The organism is Cognatishimia maritima, from assembly GCF_900129685.1.
Lineage (GTDB): Bacteria > Pseudomonadota > Alphaproteobacteria > Rhodobacterales > Rhodobacteraceae > Cognatishimia > Cognatishimia maritima.
In genome coordinates, this window is sequence record NZ_FQWM01000004.1 from 221,669 (window position 1) to 232,818 (window position 11,150).

General features: G+C 57.1%; 11 protein-coding genes and 1 riboswitch. Of the genes, 8 read left to right on the forward strand and 3 right to left on the reverse strand.

All coding sequences use genetic code 11. The features are described from left to right. Nucleotides 1–486, forward strand: coding sequence for a flavodoxin family protein (locus tag BUA39_RS10950; protein ID WP_072793244.1), 486 nt, complete (start codon nt 1–3; stop codon nt 484–486). 3 nt (nt 487–489) lie between these two features. Here the strand turns inward: BUA39_RS10950 and BUA39_RS10955 are convergent, their stop codons facing one another. Next, on the reverse strand, nt 490–1,413 hold the full coding sequence (locus BUA39_RS10955) for an MBL fold metallo-hydrolase (RefSeq protein WP_072793245.1): 924 nt from the start codon (nt 1,411–1,413) through the stop codon (nt 490–492). A gap of 81 nt (nt 1,414–1,494) precedes the next feature. Here BUA39_RS10955 and BUA39_RS10960 point away from each other — a divergent pair, with 81 nt between their 5' ends. Beyond that, complete coding sequence (locus BUA39_RS10960) at nt 1,495–1,929, forward strand: DUF1801 domain-containing protein (protein WP_072793246.1); 435 nt, start codon at nt 1,495–1,497, stop codon at nt 1,927–1,929. 36 nt (nt 1,930–1,965) lie between these two features. Here the strand turns inward: BUA39_RS10960 and BUA39_RS10965 are convergent, their stop codons facing one another. Continuing rightward, nucleotides 1,966–2,253 carry a hypothetical protein gene (locus BUA39_RS10965; RefSeq protein WP_072793247.1) on the reverse strand — a complete coding sequence of 96 codons (288 nt, stop codon included), beginning with the start codon at nt 2,251–2,253 and terminating at the stop codon, nt 1,966–1,968. Nucleotides 2,254–2,443: 190 nt separating this feature from the next. Between BUA39_RS10965 and gltX the strand changes: the two genes are divergently transcribed. Together gltX and BUA39_RS10975 are read left to right on the forward strand one after the other, a co-directional pair. Continuing rightward, on the forward strand, nt 2,444–3,769 hold the full coding sequence (gene gltX / locus BUA39_RS10970) for a glutamate--tRNA ligase (RefSeq protein WP_072793248.1): 1,326 nt from the start codon (nt 2,444–2,446) through the stop codon (nt 3,767–3,769). Nucleotides 3,770–3,904: 135 nt separating this feature from the next. Then, the gene (locus tag BUA39_RS10975; RefSeq protein WP_072793249.1) at nt 3,905–5,293 is read left to right on the forward strand and encodes an MATE family efflux transporter; all 1,389 of its coding nucleotides are present in this window, start codon (nt 3,905–3,907) and stop codon (nt 5,291–5,293) included. Here BUA39_RS10975 and BUA39_RS10980 read toward each other — a convergent pair. Next, nucleotides 5,265–5,975: a gamma-glutamylcyclotransferase family protein gene (locus BUA39_RS10980; RefSeq protein ID WP_242648584.1), complete on the reverse strand. Its 711-nt coding sequence runs from the start codon at nt 5,973–5,975 to the stop codon at nt 5,265–5,267. The genes BUA39_RS10975 and BUA39_RS10980 overlap by 29 nt on opposite strands. Between BUA39_RS10980 and BUA39_RS10985 the strand changes: the two genes are divergently transcribed. From BUA39_RS10985 to gcvP, 4 genes are all read left to right on the forward strand, one after another. Next, entirely contained in the window at nt 5,944–6,390 is a 447-nt protein-coding gene (locus BUA39_RS10985) for an RrF2 family transcriptional regulator (RefSeq protein WP_072793250.1), read from the forward strand. The two genes, BUA39_RS10980 and BUA39_RS10985, sit on opposite strands and share 32 nt — an antisense overlap. A gap of 46 nt (nt 6,391–6,436) precedes the next feature. Then, nucleotides 6,437–6,522: riboswitch (glycine riboswitch) on the forward strand. Nucleotides 6,523–6,671: 149 nt separating this feature from the next. Continuing rightward, on the forward strand, nt 6,672–7,808 hold the full coding sequence (gene gcvT / locus BUA39_RS10990) for a glycine cleavage system aminomethyltransferase GcvT (protein WP_242648585.1): 1,137 nt from the start codon (nt 6,672–6,674) through the stop codon (nt 7,806–7,808). A 24-nt stretch (nt 7,809–7,832) separates the two neighbouring features. Further along, entirely contained in the window at nt 7,833–8,192 is a 360-nt protein-coding gene (gene gcvH / locus BUA39_RS10995) for a glycine cleavage system protein GcvH (protein WP_072793251.1), read from the forward strand. Between the two features lie 97 nt (nt 8,193–8,289). Continuing rightward, nucleotides 8,290–11,139, forward strand: a complete 2,850-nt coding sequence (gene gcvP / locus BUA39_RS11000) for an aminomethyl-transferring glycine dehydrogenase (protein WP_072793252.1) — start codon at nt 8,290–8,292, stop codon at nt 11,137–11,139. Nucleotides 11,140–11,150: the final 11 nt, after the last annotated feature.

Genomic DNA, 11,150 nt, shown 5'->3' on the forward strand with positions numbered 1-11,150 from the left:
TTGGCGCATCTGCTGATCATATACCACTCTCGTACGGGCGGCAGTCAGCAGATGGCAGAGGCGGCGCATGAAGCCGCGAAAGAAGAATGCGATACAAGCCTATTGCGCGCAGACAAAGCGCAGCCCGATGATCTGAAGGCGGCAGATGGTTACATCTTTTGCGCGCCGGAAAACCTAGCGGCGCTTTCAGGCCAGATGAAAGAGTTCTTTGATCGCTGCTATTATCCGGTGCTTGGTAAGATCGAAGGACGCCCCTATGCGCAGATGATCTGTGCGGGGTCGGACGGTGAAAACGCGGTGCGGCAACTCGCAAGGATCGCGACGGGATGGCGTTTGAAAGAGGTCCAGCCGCCCATCATTGTGAACACCGCGGCCCAAACGCCCGAGGCCATTTTGGCCCCCAAAACGATCGCCGAAGCGGACTTGGCCAAATGCCGAGAGATTGGCCAAGCGCTGGGCGCGGGTTTGGCGATGGGCGTCTTTTAGGCCCTACAGCATCAACTGATAGCTGGTTGGAACATAGTGGAAGCCGTCGCCGCGCGTTTCGACATAACCAACGCCGGGGAAGGGCATGTGATAGCCGACAAATGGGATATTGTCGGCGGCCATCATATCCAGCATCCGGCGGCGTGTTGCGGCGGCTTGCGCCTTGTCGCGGTCAAAGCGCACTTCCCAATCCGGGTAGGCGAGTGACCAGACGTAGTGGTTGGCGAAATCGGCGGCCAACACCATCTGCTGCCCTTCGCTTTCCAATCGGAAGGCCATATGACCGGGCGAATGGCCGAACGCCTCCATCGCGGTGATGCCAGAGGCAACGGAGTCGCCCCCTTTGATCATTGCCATCTTCTCAGCCAGCGGGCGGACTTTGGCTTCGAACCCTTCGTTGCTGGCACTTGCAGTCGCGTCAAATTCGACAGCCCCGGCAAGGTAGCGCGCGTTTATGAAAGTCTCACCTGCATCGCCCGAAAGGCCGCCGATATGGTCACCATGCATATGGGTCAAAACCACTGCATCAATCTGATCAGCGGTGTAGCCTGCTGCCTCTAGTGCGCCGGTGATCCCGGCTGGGTTCAGCCCGGTGTCAAACAGGATCAATTCAGACCCCGTGTTGACCACCGTCGGCGTAAAGAAGAACTGCGCCTTGTCAGTAGGAATATGCGCAGCCTCTGAAACGGCATCAAATTCCGCCTTGTCGACATTCAGCCCAAATATTTTGTGTGGCTCGTCCACCGTGCGCGACCCAACGAGCAGTGTCGTCACCTCAAACCCGCCAACCTTCATGCGGTTGAATTTGGTCGCGCTGACGCCCAGCATCTCTGCAGCTGCAAATCCTTTGGTCGCAGCGGCCATAAGCGGCAGTGTTGCGCCCCCAATCATCAAATCGCGACGTGAAATTGTTTTACTGTTATGCATGACACCCTCCGAACTCATATGGTGTAAGGATAGAGCGTATTGGGCCATTTCAAGGTAGTGTTTGCGTGAGGAGGCGTGATCATGCCGAAATCGGAGAACAAGACTGTCGCTGGGGATCAAGATCCGCGTGATTTTCTAAATGCGGTGGAACACCCGACACGCCGCGCCGATGGTCTCGTGCTGCTTGATCTGTTTTCTAAGGTCAGTGGATACGCGCCCGTCATGTGGGGCCCATCCATCGTTGGTTGTGGGCGGTATCATTACCGCTACGAAAGTGGTCGCGAAGGGGATTTCCTCGCGACCGGGTTCAGCCCGCGCAAATCCAACCTGGCGATCTACATAATGCCGGGCTATCAGGATTACTCCGAAATCTTGGATCGATTAGGCAAACATAAACTTGGCAAAAGCTGTCTGTATGTGAACAAGCTTGCCGATATTGATCTTGTTGTGCTGCGAGAACTGATCAAAGCCGGAATGGCCGATCTGAACAAGATTTGGCCGGTAGAGCCAAGTTAAGAATGCAGTGGTCACGTCCTACCGGCCAAGGGATCATTAGTCCCAATTCACAACCACAGAATAGGTTGATGGTTGAGGCGTATCGACCAGAAATTCGCTGAATTGACCCCAGAGCGCTTTGATCTTCTCTGCGGTTTCCGGGCTCGGTTCTTCGAAATCAGTAAAGGCGACGATGTAGCCTTCTCCGGTTTCGTCATTCAACACATTGATGAATCTGTGCTGACCGGGCAGCGCTTTGATACGGTCTTTCAGACCATTCAGGATTTCGGTGGCCGCAGCTTGGCTGCCGGGCTTCATCTTATATGGGGTGACACGAGCAAACATAGTGATCCTCCTCTGTTGCGCCAATCGCGCAGATCCCAGTATCGGGAAGCTTTGATCATAACATAATATTCACGCGCACTGTGAAATATTGACCAGATGGGAAAATTCATACTGTTCGTGCAGGCCTTACTTTTCTGGACAATCCCCCCGCCATATGAGACAGAGCGCCCCGAACAACGGAGACTCTCTGATGACCACCACACGATTTGCCCCGTCGCCCACGGGCTATATCCATGTTGGCAACCTGCGCACCGCGCTGATGAACTTCCTGATCGCTAAAAAGGCGGGTGGGACATTCATTCTGCGCATCGACGATACGGACCCAGAGCGGTCCAAGCAGGAATATGTGGATGCGATCCAGGAAGATCTGGAGTGGTTGGGTCTGACTTGGGACAAGATGGAGCGTCAGTCTGAGCGTCTGGACCGTTATCATGCGGCCGCAGACAAGCTGCGCGAAATGGGCAAGTTCTACGAGTGTTTTGAGACACCGACCGAACTCGACCTCAAGCGCAAAAAGCAACTGAACATGGGCAAACCGCCGGTCTATGATCGCGCGGCATTGTCATTGTCTGACGAAGACCGTGAAAAGCTGCGTGAGGCCCGTGGTGACGGCCACTGGCGTTTTATGTTGGATCAAGAGCGTATCAACTGGGTTGATGGCGTTTTGGGCGAACTGTCGATTGACGCGGCTTCAGTGTCTGACCCGGTTCTGATACGTGGCGACGGCCAGTTCCTTTACACGTTAGCATCCGTGGTCGATGACATCGACATGGGCGTGACCCATATCGTGCGCGGCTCTGACCACGTCACCAACACGGCGACCCAGATCCAGATGATCGAGACGCTGGGCGGCACCGTGCCGACCTTTGCGCACCATTCGCTTTTGACCGGCCCGCAAGGCGAAAGCCTGTCCAAACGTCTGGGCACCCTGTCGCTGCGCGACTTGCGTGCAGCAGGGGTTGAGCCTATGGCGCTGCTGAGTCTGATGGCGCGCCTGGGATCGAGCCAGCCGGTTGAATTGCGGACCTCGATTGATGAGATCGCCGAGGGCTTTGACATCAGCCAATTTGGTTCTGCACCGACCAAGTTTGATGAACAAGACCTCTATCCTCTGACCGCGCGGTTGCTGGCCGAAAAAGACCTTGCCGAGGTCGCTGAGGATGTCGCCGCTGCCGGGGTGCCTAGCGAGTTGGCAGAGCAGTTCTGGACAGTTGTGCGTGAAAACATCACGACGCGGAAAGACATCGCTCCATGGTGGGCGCTGTTCGCAAATGGCGCTGATCCGGTGATTGATGATGAGGACAAAGACTTCGTCGCAGAGGCCATGGCGATGTTGCCAGATGGGCCATATGACGGAGAGACTTGGGGTACCTGGACCAAGGCCGTCAAGGACGCGACAGGCCGCAAGGGGCGGGGGCTGTTCATGCCGCTGCGCAAAGCCTTGACCGGTCAAAGCCACGGCCCAGATATGTCTGCCGTGCTGCCGCTGTTGCAAGTCATCAAAGCGCGCGGGTAAGCAGCGACATTCAAGAACACGACTGGCCGTCCATATTGGGCGGCCTTTTTATTTGGCGACTGCTATGTGCATAAAAGCAGATTGGCAGGCGCTTCGCTTCGTGGTCTGTTATCCTGCGAAGGGTAGGACGTGAGTATGGCTGACGCACAGGCGAAATTTCTGACTGGTAGTTTGTTCCGGCACGTGGTGGTGATGTCGGCCACGTCCTCTATCGGTCTCATGGCGATCTTCCTTGTCGATCTGGTCGATATGATCTTCATTTCGATGCTCGGCAAAGAAGAACTGGCAGCCGCGGTCGGATATGCCGGGGCAATCCTGTTTTTCACGTCGAGTTTCGGCATCGGCATGGCCATTGCAGCGGGCGCTTTGGTTGCGCAGGCCTTGGGCGAGGGGGACCGGCAGAAGGCTGGGCGCCGCGCCGCGAGTTCACTGCTTTATGGTTTTATCTTCGCCTCGATTTTTGCAGCCATTGTCTGGCTCAACCTTGCACCGCTTGCTGCATTTATGGGGGCAAGCGGCGCGACGCTTGAACTTGCGGTCAGCTATCTGCAGATCATCATCCCGACTTTGCCCATCTTGCTGCTCGCCATGGTTGGGGGTGCGATCCTGCGCGCGCATGGCGATGCGCCGCGGTCGATGATGTCGACCATCATTGGCGGGGCGGTGAATGCGGTTCTGGACCCGGTTTTCATTTTCGGCTTGGATATGGAATTGGCCGGTGCGGCATGGGCTTCGGTTGCGGCGCGGTTTGCCATTGCGTTCTTTGCGCTTTACCCGGTGATCAAAGTGCACAAGGGGCTGGATAAGCCTACGCCAGACCAACTCCGTATTGATCTGACCGCAATTATTGGCATCGCTGGCCCTGCGATTTTGACCCAATTGGCGACACCCATTGGCCAGGCCTATGTGACTCGCTCTATGGCGGCTTACGGGGAGGAAGCGGTCGCTGGGATGGCGATTGTGGCGCGTCTGACGCCCGTTGCCTTTGGCATGATCTTTGCTCTGTCAGGGGCCGTTGGGCCTGTGATCGGGCAGAATTTTGGGGCTGGGCAATTTGACCGCGTGCGTCTGGCCTTCCGCGAAAGCCTGATATTTACCGCGATGTGGGTGGTGGGGGTGAGTCTGCTCCTATTCCTGCTGCGCGCGCCACTTGTGGGGCTTTTCAACGCCGAAGGTATGGCAGTCACATTGGTCTATCTGTTCTGCGGTCCTTTGGCCTTGGCCTTCTTTTTCAACGGCGTGCTCTTTGTCTCAAACGCGGCCTTCAACAACCTGGGGCATCCGTTCTATTCCACATGGGTCAACTGGGGGCGGCACACGCTTGGCACGATCCCGTTTGTCTGGCTCGGGGCCCATTGGTTCGGCGCACCCGGCGTATTGATCGGGCAGGCCTTTGGCGGGGTGATCTTTGCGGCGATTGCGCTGGTCTTGGCGAAACGCGTGCTGTCCCTGCGCAAAGAAACAAAACCCGCGCCATTTGCCCGCCAAGGCCGCCTTATGGCGACGTTCCATCTGCGTCGCTGAGGGCTTCCCTGCGGCGCGTTTCGGCAAGTGCCTTATCCACGAAAGCGCGCTCTCCCTTTGTCAGGGATTGATGACGCGGATAGGCCGGATTGTGTCGGTCGTCTTTGATGGGGGCGTCCCAACCAACCGTAGTTGCAAAAAACTGCATGGCGGTCGCCTCATCAAATTCAGTTAGATAGCCCTGAATGACCACGTCCAAATAGCTAAGGTGGATGGGGCGTGGTTTGGTTGGCTGCGGGAATTTTTCAGTTGGAATGGAATAAGTCGCAACCATCGAGGGCGCGGTGCTGGCGTGGCTAAGACCTGAACCCAAAGCCACGCGATCATAGGCATGCTCGCGCGCGTCAAGGGTACTCCAGTCGTCGTTTGGAACATGGGCGATCACGCCCGACACTGTAACGCCCGCGCAGGGTTCAATCGTCAGGATCGGTCGCGGCGCATAGGTCGTCTGCCGCCAGACCCGACGCCACCCGGTTAATGTTGCCGGGCTCATATCCGTGAAGGTGTGGGTCTTGCGATTAACAAGGCTTCCATAGCCAAAAAAGTAGGGGCGGGTCATGCCGCCAGAATTTGCGCCTGCTTGATCTGTGTCAATCCAATAACATGCATAAGCGACTAAGCTTTCCAGACCCAAAGTCGGAGGAAGCCCTATGCGCATGACCAAACGGACCAACCTCGCCATGCGCGTGCTGATGTTTTGCGCCGTCAACAAGGGGCGCTTGGTCACCAAGACGGAAATCTCTGATATCTGCCACACATCCGAAAATCATCTGGCGCAGGTGATCAATGAATTGGGGCGCCTCGGCTATCTGGCGACCCATCGCGGGCGCAATGGTGGCGTTGAATTGGGTCTGCCCGCGACAGAGATCAGCATCGGCGAAATCTTTCGCTTTATGGAAGGTCCTGACCCGGAAAATGACTGCTTCGCCGACACGGATGGAAGCTGCCCCCTGGTCGAGGCCTGCCGTCTAAAAGAGGCATTGAAAGATGCAGCAGAAGCATTCTTTGCGCGACTCGATGATCTGACCCTCGACAGTTTGGTCTGCAAAAACAGGGCGTTGCAAAAAATTCTCCTCCCCGATCCATGTCTGTCGTAAATGGGCTTGAATATGTCGAATCTCACATCTAATTTGGCTGCCAAGCAAAGGTGACTCGGGAGAATCGGGAAATCCGGTGCCGAAGGAGCAACCGCCCCGGAAACTCTCAGGCCTCAGGACCGACGTTCACCGCTTAACTCTGGAGAGTGACGTATATCGTCCGCCGAAGGGATAACGATCTCAGGCGAAAGGACAGAGGGGGCATCGCGCGCTGGACATTCCTAGCGCTAATGTGATGCCGGATGCTTGTGCTTAGCGCGCTCCGGAAACAGGGAGCGAAGATGATGGCTGAGACGGGTGATCTGAAACACACGCCGCTATTTGATCTGCACGCCGAATTGGGCGGCAAGATGGTGCCATTCGCAGGCTACTCAATGCCCGTGCAATATCCGCTTGGCGTGATGAAAGAACACTTGCATTGCCGCGCGCAAGCAGGGCTGTTTGATGTCAGCCACATGGGGCAGGTTATCCTTCGCGGCGAAAGCTATGATGCGGTGGCGCGTGGGTTTGAAACGCTGGTGCCTGTAGATGCAGTTGGGTTGCCCGAAAACAAACAGCGTTATGGGTTTTTTACCAATCAGGACGGCGGCATCGAAGATGACCTGATGTTCGCCAATCGCGGCAACCACATGTTCGTCGTTGTGAATGCCGCCTGCAAAGACGCAGATATTGCACACATGAAGGCCGCGCTGGAACCTGCGGTCACGGTTGAGGTTATCACAGACCGCGCGCTGGTCGCTCTGCAAGGACCAGCGGCAGAGGCAGCCCTTGCTCGGCTTGCACCCACAGTGGTCGAGATGAGCTTCATGGACGTTGCAGATGTTGAACTCGTCGGCGCAACCTGTTGGGTCTCGCGCTCTGGCTATACCGGCGAGGACGGCTATGAGATTTCCGTGCCTGAAAGCCACGCGGAAAAGCTGTGTCGCGCCTTGCTCGACATGGACGAAGTCGAACCCATCGGCCTTGGTGCGCGTGACAGCCTGCGGCTTGAAGCCGGGCTGTGCCTATATGGCAATGACATCGACGCAACCACCAACCCCATTGAAGCCGGGCTGACCTGGGCGATCCAAAAGGTTCGCCGCGCAGGTGGCGAACGCGAGGGCGGATTTCCCGGTGCCTCCCATGTCCTCAGTGCGCTGGCTGAAGGCGTCGCACAGAAACGGGTGGGTCTCTTGCCAGACGGGCGCGCGCCGATGCGGGCAGGCACACCGATTTTTGCCGCGGCAGACGGCGGAGACCCCATCGGGTCTGTCACGTCCGGTGGCTTTGGGCCAAGCGTGAACAGCCCGGTCGCAATGGGATATGTTGGCAGCAGCTATGCCGCTGTCGGAACCGAATTGTTTGGCGAGGTGCGTGGTAAACGCATGCCGGTAAAGGTGGCAAAGCTGCCGCTGGTCCCCGCCAATTTCAAACGCTGAATTTCTATCAACAGGAGCGAACCCATGAAATTCACTGAAGAGCACGAATGGCTGCGCGTCGAAGGCGATCTGGTTGTTGTTGGCATCACCGCTCACGCGGCTGAACAGCTTGGCGATATCGTCTTTGTCGAATTGCCAGAGACAGAGACCGAAGTTTCCAAAGACGATGAGGTCTGTGTGATCGAATCCGTCAAGGCGGCATCCGATATCCTAGCCCCTTTGGACGGCGAGATCGTTGAGGTGAACGACGCGCTGGTCGATGAGCCGGGCAAAGTGAACGAAGATCCGATTGGCGACGCGTGGTTCTTTAAGATCAAACCAGCGGACTTGAGCCAGATGGACGATTACATGGATGAAGCGGCCTATAACGACTTCATCGGCTAATGGCGCCTTTTAACGGTCAGAGCGCACTCATGCGCTCCGCCCAATCCCGGAATATCAACGTGTTCGCGACTATGACGCGATTTGAGGAGGCTTAGACATGCCTTTTGAACCGACAGACTATCTGCCGTATGATTTTGCCAACCGGCGTCACATTGGCCCCTCTCCGCAAGAGATGGCGGACATGCTTGAGGTGGTCGGCGCGCCGGACCTTGAGGCGCTGATCGACGACACCTTGCCAAAATCGATCCGCCAGAAAGAAAAGCTGGACTTTGGCAAGCCCATGTCAGAGCGCGAGCTGCTTTACAAAATGCGCCTGACAGCGAAGAAAAACACGTTGATGACCAGCCTAATCGGGCAAGGCTATCATGGCACGGTGACGCCGCCTGCCATTCAGCGCAACATTCTTGAAAACCCGGCGTGGTACACGGCTTATACGCCGTATCAGCCGGAAATTTCGCAAGGCCGGCTTGAGGCGCTTTTGAACTTCCAAACCATGGTCAGCGACCTGACCGGTCTGGAAATTGCCAATGCGTCCTTGCTGGATGAATCTACCGCCTGTGCCGAAGCAATGACAATGGCGCAGCGGGTTGCGAAATCCAAGGCCAAGGCGTTCTTTGTCGACCGTGACTGCCATCCGCAGAACATCGCCGTCGTTCAAACCCGCGCTGAACCGCTGGGGATTGAAGTGATTGTTGGCAACCCGGACAAACTAGAAGCTGATAAGGTCTTTGGTGCGCTGTTCCAATATCCGGGCACCTATGGCCACGTGCGTGACTTCACCCCTGAAATCGAAGCGCTGCATGCCAATAACGCGATTGCTATTATGGCGGCAGACCCGCTGTCCCTGACCCTGTTGAAAGAACCGGGTGCCATGGGGGCAGACATCGCCGTGGGTTCGACCCAGCGGTTTGGCGTGCCGATGGGCTATGGCGGTCCACACGCGGCCTATATGGCCACCAAAGACGAATACAAACGCGCGATGCCGGGCCGTTTGGTCGGTGTATCGGTTGATGCCCATGGCAACCGCGCCTACCGTCTGTCCCTGCAAACACGCGAACAGCACATCCGCCGCGAAAAGGCGACGTCCAACGTTTGCACAGCGCAGGCGCTGCTGGCTGTCATGGCGTCGATGTACGCGGTCTTCCACGGCCCCAAAGGCCTGCAGGCCATTGCGCAGCGTATTCATCGCAAAACCGTCCGACTGGCGAATGGGCTGGAGGCCGCTGGCTTCAAGGTTGATCCGCAGTCTTTCTTTGACACAATCACGGTTGACGTTGGCCCTCTGCAGGCGGCGGTTCTTAAGTCGGCGCGTGATGAGAACATCAACCTGCGCAAAGTCGGTGAGTTCCGCGTCGGGATCACCTTGGACGAAGCGACACGCTCTGACGTGATCGAGGGTGTCTGGCGCGCCTTTGGTATTGTGACCAAGGACGACAAGCTGGATCAAGGCTACCGGGTGCCAGAAAATATGCACCGGCGCACCGACTACCTGACCCATCCGATCTTCCATATGAACCGGGCTGAGACAGAGATGATGCGCTACATGCGGCGACTGGCGGATCGTGATCTGGCGCTGGATCGCGCGATGATCCCGTTGGGGTCGTGCACGATGAAGCTGAATGCGGCTGCAGAGATGATGCCGATCAGCTGGCCGGAATTTGCGCATATGCACCCGTTTGCGCCCATCGATCAAGCGGCGGGCTACACCGAAATGGTGACGGATCTGTCTAGCAAACTCTGTGACATCACCGGCTATGACGCGATTTCGATGCAGCCAAACTCTGGCGCGCAGGGAGAATATGCGGGTCTTTTGACCATTGCGGCCTATCACCGCGCCAATGGTCAAAGCCATCGCAATATCTGTCTGATCCCGATGAGCGCGCATGGCACGAACCCGGCCTCCGCGCAGATGGTGGGCTGGAAAGTGGTACCGGTTAAATCGGCGGCCAACGGCGACATCGACCTTGAGGATTTCAAGGCCAAAGCAGAAAAGCACGGCGAAAACCTCGCAGGCTGCATGATCACCTATCCGTCGACCCATGGGGTTTTTGAGGAAACCGTGCATGAGGTCTGCAAGATCACCCATGACTATGGCGGTCAGGTCTATATCGACGGCGCGAATATGAATGCCATGGTGGGCCTGTCACGGCCTGGCGATCTGGGCGGGGACGTCAGCCACCTGAATCTGCACAAAACTTTCGCCATCCCGCACGGTGGCGGCGGCCCCGGCATGGGACCGATTGGCGTGAAGGCACACCTTACGCCGCATCTGCCGGGCCACCCTGAGACCGGCGGTGCTGAAGGGCCAGTCTCTGCAGCGCCGTTGGGATCGGCGTCGATCCTCGCGATCAGCTGGGCCTACTGCCTTATGATGGGCGGCGACGGCCTGACACAGGCGACACGCGTTGCGATCCTGAACGCGAACTACATCGCAAAACGCTTGGCGGGGGCGTTTGACGTTCTTTACAAAGGCCCAACTGGCCGCGTGGCACATGAATGCATCATCGACACGCGTCCCTATGCCGACAGCGCGGGCGTTACCGTGGATGATATCGCCAAACGTCTGATCGACAACGGATTTCACGCGCCAACCATGTCTTGGCCGGTCGCGGGTACGTTGATGATCGAACCCACAGAGTCCGAAACCAAGGCTGAGTTGGACCGTTTCTGCGATGCGATGCTTGCGATCCGTGACGAAATCGCTGCCATCGAAAAAGGCGAAATTGATGCTGAGAACAACCCGCTGAAAAATGCGCCCCATACGATGGAAGACTTGGTTAAAGATTGGGATCGTCCTTACAGCCGAGAGCAGGGCTGTTTCCCTCCGGGGGCCTTCCGCGTGGACAAATATTGGCCACCGGTGAACCGGGTGGACAACGCCTATGGCGACCGCCATCTGGTTTGCACCTGTCCGCCCATGGACGACTACGCCGAAGCGCCAGAATAAAATAAGAGCGG

What these genes read in the sequence shown, in the direction of transcription:
- gltX (WP_072793248.1), top strand. Translation starts at nt 2,444, where the DNA reads ATGACCACCACACGATTTGCCCCGTCGCCCACGGGCTATATCCATGTT.
- BUA39_RS10965 (WP_072793247.1), bottom strand. Translation starts at nt 2,253, where the DNA reads ATGTTTGCTCGTGTCACCCCATATAAGATGAAGCCCGGCAGCCAAGCT.
- BUA39_RS10980 (WP_242648584.1), bottom strand. Translation starts at nt 5,975, where the DNA reads ATGGCGAGGTTGGTCCGTTTGGTCATGCGCATAGGGCTTCCTCCGACT.
- gcvP (WP_072793252.1), top strand. Translation starts at nt 8,290, where the DNA reads ATGCCTTTTGAACCGACAGACTATCTGCCGTATGATTTTGCCAACCGG.
- BUA39_RS10955 (WP_072793245.1), bottom strand. Translation starts at nt 1,413, where the DNA reads ATGCATAACAGTAAAACAATTTCACGTCGCGATTTGATGATTGGGGGC.
- gcvH (WP_072793251.1), top strand. Translation starts at nt 7,833, where the DNA reads ATGAAATTCACTGAAGAGCACGAATGGCTGCGCGTCGAAGGCGATCTG.
- BUA39_RS10975 (WP_072793249.1), top strand. Translation starts at nt 3,905, where the DNA reads ATGGCTGACGCACAGGCGAAATTTCTGACTGGTAGTTTGTTCCGGCAC.
- BUA39_RS10985 (WP_072793250.1), top strand. Translation starts at nt 5,944, where the DNA reads ATGCGCATGACCAAACGGACCAACCTCGCCATGCGCGTGCTGATGTTT.
- BUA39_RS10960 (WP_072793246.1), top strand. Translation starts at nt 1,495, where the DNA reads ATGCCGAAATCGGAGAACAAGACTGTCGCTGGGGATCAAGATCCGCGT.
- gcvT (WP_242648585.1), top strand. Translation starts at nt 6,672, where the DNA reads ATGATGGCTGAGACGGGTGATCTGAAACACACGCCGCTATTTGATCTG.